General features: G+C 69.2%; 18 protein-coding genes. 7 read left to right on the top strand and 11 right to left on the bottom strand.

Annotation, left to right across the window (positions count from 1 at the left end; translation table 11 throughout):
• Positions 1–4 precede the first annotated feature (4 nt).
• The 8 genes from B0675_RS40925 to B0675_RS42370 form a co-directional block, all read right to left on the bottom strand.
• Entirely contained in the window at positions 5–2,113 is a 2,109-nt protein-coding gene (locus B0675_RS40925) for a hypothetical protein (protein WP_143661169.1), read from the bottom strand.
• A 122-nt stretch (positions 2,114–2,235) separates the two neighbouring features.
• On the bottom strand, positions 2,236–2,457 hold the full coding sequence (locus B0675_RS39445; RefSeq protein ID WP_081224643.1) for a hypothetical protein: 222 nt from the start codon (positions 2,455–2,457) through the stop codon (positions 2,236–2,238).
• Entirely contained in the window at positions 2,457–2,963 is a 507-nt protein-coding gene (locus B0675_RS39440) for a hypothetical protein (RefSeq protein ID WP_143661168.1), read from the bottom strand. The genes B0675_RS39445 and B0675_RS39440 overlap by 1 nt, the downstream gene beginning before the upstream one ends.
• A gap of 145 nt (positions 2,964–3,108) precedes the next feature.
• Positions 3,109–4,785, bottom strand: coding sequence for a DUF2637 domain-containing protein (locus B0675_RS39435; RefSeq protein WP_081224641.1), 1,677 nt, complete (start codon positions 4,783–4,785; stop codon positions 3,109–3,111).
• Between the two features lie 152 nt (positions 4,786–4,937).
• Entirely contained in the window at positions 4,938–5,177 is a 240-nt protein-coding gene (locus B0675_RS39430) for a DUF5999 family protein (protein WP_081224640.1), read from the bottom strand.
• Positions 5,178–5,328: 151 nt separating this feature from the next.
• The gene (locus B0675_RS39425; RefSeq protein ID WP_081224639.1) at positions 5,329–5,571 is read right to left on the bottom strand and encodes a hypothetical protein; all 243 of its coding nucleotides are present in this window, start codon (positions 5,569–5,571) and stop codon (positions 5,329–5,331) included.
• Positions 5,572–5,592: 21 nt separating this feature from the next.
• Positions 5,593–5,769 (bottom strand): hypothetical protein, encoded by a 177-nt coding sequence (locus B0675_RS41680; protein ID WP_179165573.1) that lies wholly within the window; start codon positions 5,767–5,769, stop codon positions 5,593–5,595.
• Between the two features lie 131 nt (positions 5,770–5,900).
• Complete coding sequence (locus tag B0675_RS42370) at positions 5,901–6,317, bottom strand: hypothetical protein (RefSeq protein ID WP_241540202.1); 417 nt, start codon at positions 6,315–6,317, stop codon at positions 5,901–5,903.
• A 729-nt stretch (positions 6,318–7,046) separates the two neighbouring features.
• Between B0675_RS42370 and B0675_RS39415 the strand changes: the two genes are divergently transcribed.
• The 3 genes from B0675_RS39415 (at position 7,047) to B0675_RS39405 (ending at position 9,586) form a co-directional block, all read left to right on the top strand.
• Entirely contained in the window at positions 7,047–7,799 is a 753-nt protein-coding gene (locus tag B0675_RS39415; protein WP_081224638.1) for a GntR family transcriptional regulator, read from the top strand.
• 180 nt (positions 7,800–7,979) lie between these two features.
• Positions 7,980–9,017 carry an AAA family ATPase gene (locus B0675_RS39410; protein WP_241540201.1) on the top strand — a complete coding sequence of 346 codons (1,038 nt, stop codon included), beginning with the start codon at positions 7,980–7,982 and terminating at the stop codon, positions 9,015–9,017.
• Positions 9,014–9,586 (top strand): guanylate kinase, encoded by a 573-nt coding sequence (locus tag B0675_RS39405; RefSeq protein ID WP_081224637.1) that lies wholly within the window; start codon positions 9,014–9,016, stop codon positions 9,584–9,586. The genes B0675_RS39410 and B0675_RS39405 overlap by 4 nt, the downstream gene beginning before the upstream one ends.
• Before the next feature lie 7 nt (positions 9,587–9,593).
• Here the strand turns inward: B0675_RS39405 and B0675_RS39400 are convergent, their stop codons facing one another.
• Positions 9,594–10,436 (bottom strand): NAD(P)-dependent oxidoreductase, encoded by an 843-nt coding sequence (locus B0675_RS39400; protein ID WP_081224636.1) that lies wholly within the window; start codon positions 10,434–10,436, stop codon positions 9,594–9,596.
• Between the two features lie 4 nt (positions 10,437–10,440).
• On the bottom strand, positions 10,441–11,085 hold the full coding sequence (locus B0675_RS39395; protein ID WP_081224635.1) for an HAD family hydrolase: 645 nt from the start codon (positions 11,083–11,085) through the stop codon (positions 10,441–10,443).
• Between B0675_RS39395 and B0675_RS42650 the strand changes: the two genes are divergently transcribed.
• From B0675_RS42650 to B0675_RS39375, 4 genes are all read left to right on the top strand, one after another.
• The gene (locus tag B0675_RS42650; protein WP_347111311.1) at positions 11,018–11,455 is read left to right on the top strand and encodes a helix-turn-helix transcriptional regulator; all 438 of its coding nucleotides are present in this window, start codon (positions 11,018–11,020) and stop codon (positions 11,453–11,455) included. The genes B0675_RS39395 and B0675_RS42650 overlap by 68 nt on opposite strands.
• 389 nt (positions 11,456–11,844) lie before the next feature.
• The gene (locus B0675_RS41165; protein ID WP_143661167.1) at positions 11,845–12,876 is read left to right on the top strand and encodes a hypothetical protein; all 1,032 of its coding nucleotides are present in this window, start codon (positions 11,845–11,847) and stop codon (positions 12,874–12,876) included.
• A 20-nt stretch (positions 12,877–12,896) separates the two neighbouring features.
• On the top strand, positions 12,897–14,495 hold the full coding sequence (locus tag B0675_RS39380; RefSeq protein ID WP_081224632.1) for a helix-turn-helix transcriptional regulator: 1,599 nt from the start codon (positions 12,897–12,899) through the stop codon (positions 14,493–14,495).
• 98 nt (positions 14,496–14,593) lie between these two features.
• Positions 14,594–15,166, top strand: a complete 573-nt coding sequence (locus B0675_RS39375) for a transcriptional regulator (RefSeq protein WP_081224631.1) — start codon at positions 14,594–14,596, stop codon at positions 15,164–15,166.
• A gap of 30 nt (positions 15,167–15,196) precedes the next feature.
• On the opposite strand, the gene B0675_RS42365 is transcribed toward B0675_RS39375, so the two are convergent.
• Positions 15,197–16,552: a hypothetical protein gene (locus B0675_RS42365; protein WP_241540200.1), complete on the bottom strand. Its 1,356-nt coding sequence runs from the start codon at positions 16,550–16,552 to the stop codon at positions 15,197–15,199.
• Positions 16,553–16,646: the final 94 nt, after the last annotated feature.

Raw genomic sequence — 16,646 nt, 5'->3', positions numbered from 1 at the left:
CTGGTCAGTTCTCGTTGTGGATGCGGGCGCTGGGGGCGGCCAGGCCGGCGTCGATGGCCGCGGTCTGGGTGGGCCGGTAGTCCCGCTCCATCGCGGTCTCTTCCGCCTCGGCGAGCTCCGCGGCGTTCAGCGCGGACTTGGCCATGCGCTCCGCGTTGCCGGCGAGCATCCCGACGCTCTCCATCAGCACACCCATGGCGCGCACGGTGCGCGCGCCGGTGATGTTGTGGTGGTTGGCCAGGTCGTTGGCCATCACCTCGAGCTCGGTGAACAGGCGCCGGGCCTGATGCATTAACTGCTTGCAGTCGTCATAGGTCTCCATCCCCTCGGTGGTCAGCCGGGTGAGTGCCTTCACGGCACCGTCGAGGCTGATCTCCGTGGCGTGCCGTCCGGCCATCGCATTCGCGGGCGGGGGCGTCACCTGGACGACGGGGGAGGGGCTGGATGCGGATGGGGGCATAGGGATGGGGTCCTTCCTGCGGGTGGTTCCCGGCCGGGTACCGGCCGAGCGTTGCGGTGCGCGCGAGAGGACGGGGGTGCCGCGCGCGGGCAGCTGGCGGCGCGATGGGGCGATGGCCTCCGGTTCCCAGCGGCGGGCGTGGGTGCCGGGCGGGTCGACCTGCTCCACCGTGATCGTCACGTTGGTCTCGGCGTCCGTGTCGAACGGCGAACTGCGAGGACCGGAATGGCCGGGCTCCGGACCGGTGCGCGCGCCCGGTCCGGGAGCGGCTCCACCCGGGCCGGCCTTGGCCGAACCGGGCCGAGCGGTCCGGCCGTTGGTGCCGGGGGAGGGGCGGCGGGTGCGGGGACCGCCCCTGGCTTTCCACTGGTCGCGGCGTTTGGACCAGCGCTCGTTGACCGCATCGAAGACAGCCGAGCGGAACGTGGTCCGGCCGTTCGGCGACCAGCCGTCATTGACGCCGGGGGCGCCGCCCGAACCATCCTTCTTCTGCTTGCCCGTCGCGTCCGTGGATGCGGCGGTGCGGGCCTGGCGGTTCTTCCACCGGTCCTGCAGCCGGTCCCCGGCCGCCTCCCAGAACGTCGGCGCCGTGGCACCTCCGCCCGTGCGGGACTGCCGGGTCTTCTTCAGCGCGTTCTGGATGGCCGCCGACCGGTCGCCGGCAGCTCCTTTCTGCTGCGCCCCTCCACCGCTGCCTGCAGGACCGGGACCTTTGCCCTTGCCCTTGCTGAACCAGTCGGAGACGGCCTGCCGAGGTGAGCGGCGACCGGCACCGCCGCTGCTGGCGCCCTTGCCGCCACCGGTGCCGCCGCCGTGTCCGCCCGACCCCGGGCTTCCCGGGCCCTTGCCGTTGCCGCCGCTTCCCTTGCCGTTGCCGTTGCTGCGGCCGCCGCCGGCTCCCGGACGGCTGCCGCCACCGAACAGCCCGGCGCCTGCGCCTCCGTTGCCGCGTCCCGAGGTGCCGTCCGGGCGGCCACGGTGACCGTCGTTTCGGGTGCCGCCGCCGAACAAGCCGGCTCCGGCACGGCCGTGACTGGAACGGCCGCCGGGACCGTGCGGAGAGCCGTTGAACAACCCTCTGCCGCCTCCCCGCCAACCGCCCGAACCCAGTGCGCCACCGGCCCGTCCGGGGCTGCCAGAGCCCCGCCCGAGCGCGCTGCGGCCGTAGTCACGGCTGGACTGAACACCCCCGCCGCGATGGGTCTTTGCGCGTGCCGCGTCGGCTTCCGCGCCGTGCCGGGTGGCATCGGCGCCGGCCTTCGCGGCGAGCAGTTCCATCTCCCGCTGGTGCGCGGCGGCTTCCGCCCGGCGGGGCCCGGATTCCTGGATCCAGGTCTGCAGCCCCTCAAACGCGGCCAGCGCGATCGCGAGGATCGCGGCGAGCGACAGCGCGCCGGTGCGGGGCGGGCCCGCGTCGGGTGGCTGCTCGCCCTCGCTCAAGCCCTCGCTGCGCAGCGCCGCCCCTGCCGTGGGCGGGGGCGGCGCGTGGGGTACTTCGGGGGCGTCGAAAGCGGAAATTCGAACAGGCCCGGGGGCTGAATCGCGGTCCTCGTCGGGGCCGTCCAGGGTGACGGGGGGTGGCACGGACGGGGGCGGCGGGGAGCCGATCCGGGGCAGTTGACGGACGTTGTCCGGGGGGTCGTCGTCGGACACGGGGCCCTCCTCTCACGGTTACTGCCGGTGAAGGAGAAGAGGCGCCTCGTACGCGTACGCGTACGCGTGGTTGGGAGCCCCGTCAACCCTCATTTCGGCGGTGATGATGATGACGATGACGATTACTGGCAGTGATCCCGGTAGATGCGTTCCAGCTCCGCCGACAGCGCGTTGAACACGCTGTGGTCGCCGGTGCGGCGGGCCTTTTGGATGGCGGAGACCTTCACCAGGTCGAGCCAGACGCGGAAGAACTCCTCAGGCCCGCGCTCACCGGCAGCGCGGGCTTGTTCGAGTCGGCGGTTCCAGTGGGCGGCCTGCTTCGGGGACAGTGGCGTGCCTGCCATCAGGCGCCTCGCCGCTGCTGGCCCGGGCCGAAGAAGTCGCCCAGCAGCCGGGCCTGCCCGGCCGGTGCGCCCTCCTCTGTGCCGGGGGCGAGACGCTGCAGGGTCTGGTCGGCACTGTTGTAGGCAGTGACCTGCACGTTCTGCTTGCGCTGCGCCTTCTTCAGCGCCTTGTCCTCCCGCCGGCGCAGCACCACCTCAGGCTGGGTCTCCTCATAGGCGGCGACCACGCTGTTGATGGCCTTGGCGGCCTTGCGCATGGCGCGCGCGGTGTCCCGCAGCGGCCGGACCCGCTTACGGGCACGGGACGCCGCCGACAGCCCCCAGGGCAGGTCACCGTCCAGGCGGCGGCCCTTCAGATCGGCCTCGACGGCGTCGGCGAGGGCGTCGTAGGCCTGCGCGTCGGAGAGCAGGCTGCCGCGGTGCTGCGCCTGCCAGCCCTCCCGCTGTCCGGGGAGCGCCAGCGCCTGCACGCCGGTCGTCACGCGGGATGCAATGTCCTTACTCATCAGGGGTTTTCTCCTCAGGTGGGGTGGTGCGGGGATCCGGATCCGGGGGAAGGTTGGGGCGGCGTCTCGGCGCCTTCACCGTGTCCCCGAGTTGTCATCAGCAGCTCGGGGGCCGGTGGAACCGTCGGACGGGTGTTGCGCCAGCTCAGGGCCGGTAGCCGCCTGCCAGCAGTTCGGCGGCCTCCTGGCGGTACTCGGAGGCGGTGCCGGGCGAGGTGACGGCGAGTTCGCGCTGGATTTCGGCGAGCGGCAGCCGGTCGGTCTGGCCGTCGACGGCGAGGATCATTCGGGCGACCTTGCGGACCGCGCGCTGGCGCGGGCTCAGCTTCGCGGCGTCCTCGATTTCGACCGCGCGCCGCTCGATTTCGGCAGCGGCCAGTCGCGTTTCGGCGGCGGCCAGTTCGGCTTCGGCCTCACGCCGCCGGGCCGCTTGGACGCCGGCGTCGGCGTTCGCCTGGCGCTCGGCTTCTTCGGCGGTGAGCCGCTGGGTTTCGGCAGTGACGCGCTGCGTTTCGGCAGCGGCCCTCTCCGTTTCGGCAGCACGCCGGTTCGCTTCGGCGGCGGCCTTGCGGGCTTCGGCAGCCGCCTGGGTTTCGACCGCCTGCGCCTCTGCAGCGGCAGCACGGTCGGCCTCTGCCGCCTGCTTCCGCTTCTCGGCTGCCTGGCGCTCCAACTCCGCTGCCCGCAGGTCCGCTTCGGCTGCCCGCTCGCGTTCCTGTGCGGCCTGGTGCTCTGCCTGCTCCTGGCGGGCGCGGGCTTCGGCCATGAGAGCCGTCTCCAGCGCCTGCTCTTCCTGCTCAGCAGCCCGCTCGGCGGCACTGGCCTGGGCGCGGGCGTGTGCCCGGGCCTGCGCGGTGGTGCCCTCCACCTGGGCTCGCACCGCCTCCAGCTCCCCGTCGGCCTGCAGCCGGTCCGCCTCGGCTCGCTTGTCCGCGACCTCCCGGCGGGTGTCCGCGTCGCGGCGTCGGCCCTCGGCTTCCTCCGCCCGCTGCTGCGCCTTGGCTTCCTGCTGCTCGGGCATGGCGAGCGCTTCGTCGACGGTGTAGCCGTAGGCGGCCATCTTCATCGGCAGCAGTTCATCGTCGCTGGCCTTGGCCAGGTCGCCTTTGTACTTGCGGGAGAGCCACTGTTTGTAGGCGGTGAGTTCCTGCTGGCGGCGGATCATCTCCGGGTAGGAGGTGACGTTGTGCAGCCGCATCCGCCGGTAGAAGCGCGGGGTGCCGATGGGGGAGAGGATCCAGCGGTGCAGCGGGATCCGGTCGGTGGCCGTACCCGCTTCGATCTGCGTCTTCTTGATGAACAGCCGGCGTGCGGCCTCGACGCCGATCACGAACAGCAGCGGCATGACGCCGTGCGAGGCCGCCCTGACCGGGTCGTCGCTGATGTGGCCCTGCGAGGACGCGTTGAACCAGATCGTCGCGAACGTCATCACGTGGGCGGCCGCCCGCAGCAGCGGCCACGGAGTGTCCTTGCGGATGAGGTACAGGTCCAGCGCGAGAAACACGATGATCGACGCGTCCACGCCGACCGGGAACCAGGGCGCCAGATCGGGGCTGAATCCCCAGCTCAATGCCTTCTTCGCGAGGGTGCTGTAGGACATCGCGAAGCCGATGGCGCCGATCAGCGGCCCGCCGGTCGCGGCGGCCACCGACAGGATCGTCATCAGCCGGTCGCGTCCGGGCTTGACCGCGTTCCGCTTCGGCGTCTGCGAAACGGTGGAGGCCGCTCCCGAAACCGAGCGGGGTGTCTCCGAAACGGTGGTGGGTGGGCGCGAATCGGGAGTGTCGGGTGCCGCGCGCTGCGGCACGTCAGTGATCGCCATGAGGGCCTCCGGGAGAGGGGGTCAGGGGGGTGCGCGAAACGGCGGGGGCTGCCCGCGAAACGCGGGCGGCTGCTCCCGAAATGAGCAGGCGCGGCGCCGAAACAGGGCCGTGCGTGCTGTCAGTTGGCCGGGCGCCGTGGGCGTGGAAGGCGTCAGTGCGTGGCGAGGGCCGGCCGGTGCGGGGCGACGATGCGGCCGTCGGGCAGCAGTTCGCCGGTGTCCGCGAACACGAACACGCCGTTGCACAGCAGACTCCAGCCCTGTTCGGGCTGGCCGGCCACGACACGGGCGCCCTCGGCGTCACTGCTGTCGGCGGCGGGACAGGCCGGGGTGTGCCGGCAGAGCGACGGCGGCTGGCGCCGGGAGGTCGACGGGGTGGGCGCGATGCGCATTGCGATGCCTCCGGAAGAGGTCGGGGTGGGGTGCGCGGCTGCGCGGCTCCCCTGGACCGCGCACGGCCCCAACCCACAGGAGTGGGTGGGGCCGTGCGGGTCAGGCAACCGACAGAGGTGGCGGTGTCGGCTGAGACAGTGGCTCAGCAGGTCAGACGTGTACGAACTCCATGGCACTGACGACGCGGGCGCCGTGGAGTGCGACGACGGTGAGCGGGCGGCCGTCACGGGTGCACAGCTGCTCGCCGCGGGCGTTCTTGGTGTGGACGTGGGTCTCGAACCCGGCGACCAGGTTCGCGCCGATCACGCGGTGGGCTTCGTCCTCGCTGACGATGGTGCGCTTCGCGGACAGGACCGGTCCGGCGAACGTCTGGTAGGTGGTCTCGAATCGCATTCGCTCTCCCGAGAGTCGGTGTCAACGCCGCTGCTGGCGCTGACGGTTGAGGTAGGCGTCCTGAAGGCGGGTGAACGCCTCGTACAGGCGCTGTCCGGTGGGGCAGCGCCTGGTGTCGGTGCAGGTGGTGCAGGTGCGGGCGTGCTCCTGGTGCGCGGTGTGCGCGTCCTGGTAGCGGCGGTGCAGATCGTCAGACACGGGCTACCGGCCGATGGCGATACAGGCCGCGCAGACGCCGCCAGGCCAGTCGTCGAACCAACCGCTACACCGGCTGCACTGCCCGGCGCCGCGCAGTACGTGCAGGTGACGTAACCGAGCGAGCCGGGCCTTCACCGGGCCGCCGCCTCTCGCACCAGACGGTCGGACGTCGTCCACACGGTGCCGATGACGAAAGGTTCACCGTCCGGGCGCAGCACGTCGCGGACGATCACCGCCCACTGCGCGCAGCGTCGGTGGAGTAGGCCCCGGGCGCGCTCGGGGTCACGGGTGACGGAGAGGACCTCGAAGGCACCGTCGCTGTTCTGGTAGATCGCACCCGGCTTGCGGGGGCCGATCTGCTGCTCGACGACCAGGCGCAGTGCTTCCAGGATCGTCGGGTCGCCGACGATGTGCGCGGTACGCGGGTGCGGCCGGCCACCGGACGGGGTCGGCCGGTCCGGCGTCCGCTCGTGGGGGACCGGGCGGCGCGGCAGCTCCGGCCGGGAGGCGGCCTCGGCAGGGTTGATCAGTGCTGTCATGCTGGGCATGCAGGTCGTCCTCTCTAAAGGGACCTGCGACAAAGAACCCCCGGGGAGGGCAATCCCTGGGGGTTCGTCGCGTCATGACCCCGCCACCGAACGGGGCGGGAAGTGCGTCCTGCGCACTCCGCCGGCCACCGAGTCCCGAAAAGGCGAGCTCGGTCGGCGGCGGGCAGCACAGGCTGCGAGGTTGCACGACACCTGGGGGTGTCGAATCTCCGATAGATGCGGGCTGCTCGTCGTCCGGGAGATCCGTCCGGACGGGTCAGTCACAGCAAAGGTGTGCCGCATCGTTCTTTAGCGTCATGGGGGTGTCGACCCTCCGTACTACCCGTCAGTAATGAGCGCCTGGCTGCGTCTTACCGCCTCCAGGCCGCCAATGCTGAGCGCCTAACGGGTTGTTGCACGTGTCGACTGCCACCACCGTGGGTGATGGCGCCTCACGACGGATCTCCACTCACTCAGCCGGTGTGGTCACGGCTGTCGTAGCTGTGGTGGATCACGCTGTGGAGTTCTCAAACAGCTGACGCTTCCCTTGAGCCCTCGCGGAGCCCTCCGGGGCGATCAACCTCGTTAACGAGGTGAGGCAAGTACACTCTTGCTCGTTAACGATGTCAAGAAGTTCGCTAACGAGCTACACTGCGTAACACAAAGCCTGTGCCGATCTCGGCACCCGTTCCAGTCCTCGATCACGAGCGGCCGTAGGATCGCTAACGAGGTAGGGAGACGGGACTACGTATGGCGAGCGAGAACGGGCCTCAGCGGCCGAAGTATCAGCGCATCGCGGATGACCTCAGAGAGGCCATCGCGGCTGGTCAGTACGGCCCTGGCGATCGCTTGCCGGGGGAATCCGCGCTGGCGGAGCAGTACGACGTCGCGACTCTCACGGCCCGGCAGGCGTTGAAGGTCCTTCGGGTCGAGGGGCTAGTGGAGACAAAACGCGGAGCCGGCGCTCGCGTCGTCTCCTTCCGACCGATCCGACGCCGCGGCATCCAGCGTCTCGCCCGGGACCATTGGGGCGAAGGGAAGTCCATCTGGTCGGCGGACGAAGAGCGACCGGTGTCGATCGATGTTCGAGTCGATACCGTTCCCGCGCCTGCGCACATTGCGCACTTGCTTGGGCTGGAAGAGGGCACTCCTGTATGTGCCCGCTCTCGGCGTTTCGTGCTGGATGACCGGTCCGTCATGCTCGCCAGTTCGTACCTGCCACTGCAGCTGGTCAGCGGCACGGCTATCACCCGTGTCGACACTGGGGAAGGCGGCATCTACGCCCGTCTTTCCGAGATTGGACACGCTCCCGCGCACTTCCGGGAAGAGATCCGGTGCCGGTTTCCGAGTTCCGATGAAGCACAGCGCCTTGAGCTGCCCACAGAGCGGCCGGTCATCAAGCTGTTCCGTACCGCCTATGACGCTGAGGGTTCCGTCGTGGAAGTGAACGAGATGACCATGGACAGCGCTTCGTACATCCTGGAGTACGACTTCAACGCCTAAGTTCCAAATCTTCATAATTGGCCTCCGCCTGACAGTTCCTCTGTGTGGGGCCCATCACAGCGGCTGTGCTGGCGAGCCAACATCACAGCGGCTTGTCGAAGCCTGTACGCATCCTCATTCACGGGATTTCAACATTCGCGTACACATGGGATTTCCGGCCTGCACTCTAGGCTCGCGGCCATGAGGATGACGGAGCGGCAAGGGGTGGGGAAGCAACGCGCAGGCTGGCGCCCGGACAGGTTGCGTGAGCAGCGCGAGGCTCATGGCCTGACTCTGGAGAAGGCGGGTGAGCGTCTTAGGGAAGTCGCTGAGCAGGCCAAGCTCAAGGGCATTCCCGCAGCGAATCCCCAGACGTTGTGGCAGCACGAGCAGGGTGAGGTCTACCCAGGCCCGCACTACCGGCGCGCCTACTGTCTGCTCTACCGCGCCACTGAGCCCGACTTGGGCTTTCGTACCGCCTTGCCGGGTGAAGAGACGTCCTTCAAGCTCACGCCGATGGACGACCGTCTCAACGGCGCTCAGGTCCTGGCGGTCGAGCGGGCGATCCATCGCATAGCTCCCGGCGATGGCGATGCCGATCACTTCTCACTGCAGCAGCGCATCATCGACGCGTGGAAGCGCCGGCACACTGGCGGTGACCCGCACCGCCCTGTGCTGATCCTGGTTGGTGGGTTCGCCGGCAGCGGGAAGACCGAGTTGGCCCGGTTCTTCGTCCAGCTCACGGGCTGGCCGCTCCTCGACAAAGATCCGCTGACCCGGCCGTTGGTGGAGCGCCTCCTAGTCGCGCTGGGGGGCGATCCGAACGACCGGCACACCGAGCTTTACAGGAAGGAGGTCCGGTCCGTGGAGTACGACTGCCTCATGCAGTCGGCCATGGCCAACATCAAGTGCGGCATCTCCACGGTGTTGAGCGCGCCGTTCATCGCGGAGATGACCGACGCGGCCTGGATGCAGCGCCTGTCCAACAGGGCGGCGTCCATGGGTGTCGACGTGTTCCCGGTCTGGGTGCGCTGTGACGAGGAGTCGATGCGGGAGTACATCACCTTCCGCTCTGCGGCCCGGGACGCGTGGAAGCTCCAGCGGTGGGACGAGTACATGGCGACCATCGACCTGGACCTGCGGCCCGCGGTGCCGCACCTGGTCGTCGACAACCGACTGGGGACGGCAGTGTCGCTTGCGGACCAAGCCCGACAGGCGATGGGGACGGTATACGCGTGACCGCGAAGCAGGGACTTGTCCTCTATGGGCCGCCAGCTGCGGGCAAGGACACTGTGACCGCGGCACTCACCGAGTTGCACCCGGCGAGATACGCGCAGTTCGCGCGGCTGAAGGTCGGGTCCGGCAAAACCGCCGGCTACCGGATGAGCACGGCGGAGCAACTGCGCAAGCTCGAGGCCGCAGGCGACGTCGTGTACGCGAACCACCGCTACGGCAACACCTACGTCATCGACAAGCCTGGCCTCGACACCGTGTTCGCGGCCGCCGTGCCGGTGATACACCTGGGACAGATCGACGGCGTCCGCGCTGTGGTCGACGGCTATCCGGCCGACTGGGCGACGGTACTGCTGTGGTGCCCGCGCGAGGTGACCGCGCACCGTTCCGAACGGCGTGGTGACAGCGACACCACGGCACGTCTGGCGGCGTGGGACGCCACCCGCCACGACCTGGACGCATGCCCGGAGACGGTCTGGGACCTGACCGTGAACACCGCGGTGGCATCACCGTCGGACGTGGCGCGGCTCGTCGACCAGCTGCTGGCTCAGCGCGCGGGAGCGGCGATGGCATGAGCACGGGCTACGGGCGGGCGAGTCGGTCCAGGGCATCGTTGAGCGTGAGCTCGTGGTCGTCCTTGACGTCGTTCCACCGTGCCAACGTGGACGCGGCAGCGCGCAGCATCTCCGGCGGGAGGCCTGCGTCCGCGAGCATGTCGGCGGCTTCCTCCAGCTCCGGGCCCCAACGCCAGGCGCGCGCAGCGGCCTTGGCGACGTACTGCGGTTCTGCCAGGTACGAGTCGGTACGCCGGGAGGCGACGTCGATGAGGTCCTGGTCGACGCCGTGCTCGCGTGCCATGCCGACCGCGAGCGCGACAAGCACGCGTGAGGTCTTCTGGAAAGTGGCGTACGACAGCTTCAACGCCGAGGCCTTCCCGACCTCTGTGCCCAGCGTCGCGGTGTGCACGGCGGTGCCTGCAAAGAGCGCCTCGATCCGCGCGGTCGCGTCGGACGGCCCGGACAGATACAACGTCGGTGACTTGCCCCCGGTTGGCGGCGAACCGACGACACCTCCGTCCACGACGGCTTCGGCGGAGGGGGTGAGCAGGGCCGCGATGCGCAGCATGCGGTCGGGGTTGATGGCGTTGGCGTCGACGTATGAGCCACCGAAGCCGTGTGATGCCACGTCGGCTGCGAGTTCTTCGGCGGCCGCGGGCGGGCAGAGGCTGATGACGACGTCGCTGCGGTCCAGCAGCTCGGGAAGCGTGGCCACCGGTGTGAGACCGAATCGGGCAGCCCGCTCTGCGGACGCGAGGCTGCGTCCGGCCTTGCACCACAGAACGTCGGCGGCGTTGGTCGCGGCGCATGCTGCGACGGCGGCGCCCATGCTGCCGGGGTGGAGGATGCCGACGGTCGGCTGGTCCACGGTGCTACTCCGTCTCGTTGAGCAGGATGGTGATCGCGTCGGTCACGTCGTCGACGACGTGGTCCGCGGCGAGAAGATCGTCCGGCCAGGGGCGACCCCGCAGCCAGATGGTGCGCAGGCCGGCTTGATAGCCGCCGCCGATGTCTCCGGCTGGGTTGTCGCCGACCATCCAGCCGCCGTCTTCAAGTCTCGAACCGCAACGGGAGGCTGCAAGGTCGTACAGGCGCCGGTCCGGTTTACGAATTTCCAAGTCGCCCGAGACCGCGACGCCGTCGACAAGGTCGGCGAGGCCGGTGGCGACGAGTTTGGCTCGCTGGATGTCGCTGGCACCGTTCGTGATGACGCCGACCGTCCAGGTGGCCGCTCGCAGGCGGGACAGCCCTTCGATGACCTCGGGGCGACAGGTGACGGCGGCTGCCATGCGGTCGACGTACTCCTGCCACAGTTGCAGCGCTGGCGCATCCAGTCGGAACGCTTCCCGCAGCCGCTCGAAGTCAGTTGGAGCAGCTCGCTGGACCAGCTCTGCCAGCAACCACGCTTCGACATCCGGCCCGTAATTGCGCTCGTTGCACAAGTCGGCGATGGCGTTGGGGAAGACAGCTGTGCGACCGACCAGTGTGTTGTCGAGGTCGAAGAGGACGAGCCGCATGGGTGTGACCCTAGGCGCATCGCCACTCGACACGCCGTCAAGTCCTCGATGGCGCCTTACGACAGATCACTTTCGTGTAGCGTTCGGGATGCCAGTTACTGAAGGGAGGCGTATGTCGACCGCGCAAGAACTTCCCGCGCCGATCGAGTCCTTGCTGAACCGGGCCGCTGCTCTTCCAGGCCCTGCAGAAAGGGCTCGGCTTCGCCTGGCCGGAAATCTGACCCAGGCCGAAGTGGCAGATGCCCTCGGCGTGCATCGAGTGCAGGTGGCCCGGTGGGAGACCGGACGGGCGGAGCCACGGCAGCCGCACCGCCAGACGTACGCCCGGTTCCTGAACGCACTTGCCTCGAAGTTCCCTCAGCAGGACTGACGCCTGATCTAGAAGGAGAGCATGCAACCTCCGTAAAACGCCGAAGCGGCCCCCGTCGCCACAACGGAAGCCGCTTCCCAGCGTTCGACTCAGCCGATTCCAGCGCCCTGAGTCGTGAGCAGCGAGGTGACCTCGTCTGCCGGGTGATGCCCGTGAGCCAACAGGCTCGCGTGGTCACCTATACCCAGAGTATGCGCAGGAATCTGCGCAACGCCACTATTCCGGGTCCCTGCTAGGTCACACGCGCTGATCATGGCTCCCCTCATCTGGGGAGATGACCCCTTGCACAGCAAGCAACACCCACCGCGCGCGGCGATCGCAGCCGCGGCTCTGGCCTGCCTGAACCCTGCCCGGTCTGTCGCGGCCGGCGTCGCGGGGGAGGTAGGCCGGTGATCCAGCACATGAACCTGGTCTTCCAGGCTGACGGGTTGAGCGTCGGCGAAGGCGCGTTTCTGATGGCGTGCTGCAACCACACCGACGCCAAGGGCTACGTGATCGCCTCCATGCAGCAGCTGGCGGACGAGGCCCACATGAAGGAGTCGGCAGCCAAGGCGAACAAGCAGAAGCTGATCAAGAGCGGTCTGCTGGCAGCCAAGGAGCGGTACAGCCCCAAGAACAACGCGCGGATCGCCGACCTGTACCGCGTAAACCTCGACCTGCTGGCGAGCATGAAGCGGGCGCGCACCGACTACGGTCCGACGCTCGTGGAAGAGCTCACCTTCAGCGCCCCTCAGGAAAACCGCAGGTCAGACCCCGGGTCGGATTCCGACCCCTCCCCCCGTCGGATTCCGACCCCCCCGGGTCGGATTCCGACCCCCCCCCGGTCGGATTCCGACCCCACACCCCCGTCGGATTCCGACCCCCTTCTCCTTCCTTCTAAATCTCCCTCTTCTCTCTCTCCTGTCTCAGCCCACGCTGAGGGTGCTGCGAACGTCCCGACGGACGGAGAGAGAGAGACCGATGCTGCGCCCCAAGGGCCCAACCCCTCAGGGGCTGAGCTGCCTCAGCAGCGCGAGCAAGGGAAGGCACACTCGGCAGCAGGACGGATCGTGGATGCCTACGCCGCTGCCCTGGGACGCCCGTTGCTGAAGGCCACGCATGCCCGGCTGGAGGGTCAGGCCACTGAGTTGCTGGCGCAGGGGCTGCCGGAAGGGTGGCTGTGTGACCGCGTCCGGGAGATGGCACCGCGGGGCTGGACTAACCTTGCCCAGCATTCGGAGCGATCCACTGTGCCGGTCGCCATCGAGTCCGGTCGTTCGAGCAAGAGCAAGCGCGGTCTGCCGGAGTGGTGCGGCGAGTGCGGGCCTGGCACTCCCGCTGCCCTGCGCAATCCCCGGTTCCGGACTCTCGGCGAGCTGGGTTCTGGCGAGAAGTGCGGAAACTGTCATCCGGACCGCGTGGCTCTCGTGGATGCCTCGTGATGAGCCGCCAGGAGCAGACGATGGATGACCGCAGTGCGATTGACGCCCTGCTCGCCGCCGCCAGCCCCGACCGGGCGCCGCTGCCGCCCGCCGAGGAGCGGCGCCGGCGGCGCGAGGAACTCCACCTCTCGCGTGCCCAGCTCGCGGCCGCGCTTGGGGTCAGCACTTCTACGGTCGGGGGCTGGGAAGCAGGGCGGGAGCCAGGCGGTGAGCTGCGGGAGAAGTACGCGTACTTCCTCGAGGGCGCAGCCGCCAAGCTGAACGCCGCCGCGGTGACCGCTCCAGCGCCCAACGACGTCGCGCCCATGGACGAGCCCACCGACGAGGGCCGGGCCGTCGTCCTGGACGACGTCGGCGAGCTGGCCGCGCCGCAGCCGTGCGTGTTGTGCGGGCAGCCGGCGCGCCAGCAGGTCGAAGGCTTCCCCCAGCATCTGGATCCCGTCGAGTGCGCTGCCTCGGCACCGGCGTCTGCACCCGTCGTGTCCACGAAGCCGCAGCCGTCTGAGCCGCGGGTACAGCCGGCCCGCTCGCAGGCTGTGCCGAGCCAGCGGCCGGGCAAGGCCGCGCGCACCGGGTGGCAGGGCGGCCGGGCTGCGGCAACCAAGGGTGTGAAGGTGGCACCGGTCGGCCGTCGGGTGAAGGCAGCCTCGGACATCGTCGACCCGATCACCTCCGCCGTGGCGGCCGTCCTCGAAGAGCACGCCGGCGATGTGGAGGCGGCGACGACCGCGCTGGTGAAGCGGGCGATCCCCGACGCGATGGCGCTGCTGGACCACACGCGCAAGGGCGGCCGGTACGACGTCGTCGCGCACCCGTGGCTGCCGGACATCCTGCGCAAGCAGTCCGCACGTGGCGCCGACCAGATCTGGGAGGCCCGCCCGAAGTGGACGCGGGGCGAGCTCCCGGCCGGTGCGCACGAGGTGACGGCGTTGGACATCAACGGTGCCTACCTGTCCGCCCTCAAGACCCACCTGCCGCTCGGGCAGCTCGAGCACTCCACCGGCAATATCCACGACCGGAAGCGCGCCGGCCTGCACCTGATCACCCCGCCCGTGTGGGAGCACGACGCGGTCCTGCCCAACCCGGTCGGCCAGCGCGACGAGCCGGGCCCGCTGTGGGTGACCGAACCGACACTGAGGCTGCTGCTGCGGGTATCCGGTCCGAAGTACGGGCTGTGCGACCCGCCGGAGATCCACGAGTCGTGGACGTCCGGCTCCACCGAGGGCCTGCTGGAAAAGTTCCGGACCACGCTCCGCGACTCTCGCGACCGCGCGATCGCCGAGGGCGATGAGGTGACGCTGGAGTACGTGAAGGCGATGTACTCCAAATTCGTCTCCACGCTGGGAGAGTCGAACTACAACCGCGAGCTCTACCGCACCGACTGGATGCACCTCATCCGCTCGCAGGCCTTCGCCAACCTGTGGGCCAAGGCGTTCAAGGCCTACGACGAAGGCCTCATGGTCGTCCGCGCGATGGGCACCGACGAACTCCACCTCATCGGCGACTGGCGGGCCGTCTTCCCCGAGGGCCGCGGCGTGACCGAGGTGAAGGTCAAGGACGTCTATACCGTCGGAAGTGATCCACAACAGCCCGAGAACGCCCCTGGCGGTGCCTCCTAGCGTCGATCACCTGCCTCGGCGTCAATTCCCCCGCCGGGGCGGCCAATCGGCCCCCAGGAGCCCGTACAGTGATCCACAGACCTTGAGGACCGGAGACCATGCCTGAACGCAACATCGAGTTCGGGAAGTTCGGGGCCCGCGGCATCAAAGGCCACGAGGCCGTCGCCCGCCAGCTCGACCAACTCGCCGGCTACATCGCCACCCCGATCACCGCACGCCGCGGCCTGAGCGCCCGGCTGAACTACCTCACCCGCACCGCCCACGCCCGCGCCGCCGCGGCCACACTCGGCTTCACCCCCACCAAAGCCCAGCTGCGCGGCTGGCGAGACGGCAGCATCACCCCGCGCCGCGCCACGCTGGAGAAGATCGAGCAGGCCTACCGCACCGTGCGACGGGAGAACGTCGCCCGCTACCTGCTCGCCCGCCTCAACCGCGAAGGCCGCGGAACCCGAGTGGAGATCCACCCGCTCAACCAGTCCCAGGTCGACCGGCCCCGCCAGCGCGAAGTGGGCCTGCGCCACATGAACGTACGCCGCTGGGACCGCATCGTCGCCGCCTGGGTCGTCGGCGCGGACCAGGAACTGGACGACGCGTGGGTCGAACAGGTCATCGACCTCGGCTCCCAGTGGGGTCAGTACGAGTACGTCACCAACGTCGGTTTCGCTGCGTAGGGTTCGCCCGCCACGGGCTTCCCGGGGCCGTCAGGGTTGCAGCAGCTGGCCGGGCGGCGTCTCAGGATGGCGGACCTGATGGCGTAGTTGTTTTTCCACCTCGTACCGGTTGAAGTTCTTCGTTCGTGCGTAGCGGGTGACGGCCTCCTGGACGGCAGCGGCAGCCTCGAACCACACCTGCCGCTGCTGGGCCTGTTCGGTGGGGTCGTCGAGCTGCCGCAGCTGTTGATGTGCGTTGTCGGCAGCCTGCTGCAGGGCGACGAGCTCCGGCGTGAGACTGCTTCGATGCGATGTGGGGCGCGGTTGCGGGCCGTGGGCCGGAGCGGTCGGGGTAGGACTCGTTTCAGCAGTTGGTGGGGCCGGTTGAGCCGGAAGCCAGGTAGCGGGAAGCCCGATGCCGGGAGCTGGAGCGTTCGGCATCACGTGAGCCGACGGGTTGCAGGTTGGCCGGTTGCGGCTGGCGCGCCCCGGCAAGTCGACGTCCGGGACGGGCGGCAGTCTGGTGTCGTCGCTGCGGAGGTTTTCGAGGCGGTCGTGGTCGGCGTCGGTGACCCAGAAGCGATGGGTGGTGGTGCCCATCCGGAACTGCACCGGGACGATTTCGGCGGCCGCGGTTTTGCGCACCAGGTCGTCGAAGAGGATGTCGCGCGGCTTGGGCGTGGCATGCGCGCGGCCGCACCGGCGTACACCCTTCGGGCAGGGATACAGGGCGCGGATATCGCAGCGCCAGAAGTCCATGACGCGGAAACCAGAGACGACACGCAGATCGCCGGTCTTGGCGATCACGTGCGCGGGAAGCGCGTCACTGCGCGTCCATTGAGTGTCGTTGCGGTGGGCGTAGTCGCTGCGATCCGTGTGCCACGCGGGGGTTATACCGTTCTTCTCCGCTTTCGCCGCACGGGCGCGGACGCTACGCGGTCCCTCGACGCCGGCGGAGGACAACTGGACTTCCCAGCCGATGCGTAGGCCGTCGGTCCCTTCGACAAGGGTGTCGGTCTGGATCCAACTGCGCCCCACACGGGTGCGGACCTCGTTGTCGCCGCAGAAGCCTCCCTCTGCGGCCGCCCGTAGGATGCGGTCTTGGTAGGCCTTGTGTTCGTCGCTGATAGGGACGAAGTGTCGTTCTTCGTCCTCGCGCCGCTCGTGAACGGCCTCCCGTCGGCCGTTGGTGCGCAGGCGGAGGTGCATCGGCGCTTCCACCCCAGCGTCTTGGCACACGCCGCCGCAGAGCAGATCCCGTTCGGCGACCGTGACGTTGCGTGCCGCTTGGAGACGGTCCATGTCGTAGATCGTGTCCCAGAGCCCGGCAAGCTCCTCGTGGCCGAGGTCGTCCCTGTTCAGGTCCAGGTGAAGGCGCAGCTTCTTGTGCCAGACGATGTTGGCCAACCCACTACCTGCCCGTCTAAAGGAAATGGCGTCAAAACCACGGTAGAGGGCGGCACTGACAACCGGCAGATGGTGCAGTCGCATTTCGTCGCTG

Origin of the sequence: Streptomyces sp. M41(2017), assembly GCF_002078175.1 — a bacterium.
Lineage (GTDB): Bacteria > Actinomycetota > Actinomycetes > Streptomycetales > Streptomycetaceae > Streptomyces.
The sequence above is the reverse complement of the archived record's forward strand: the minus strand, read 5'-3'. Positions and strand labels throughout refer to the sequence as shown.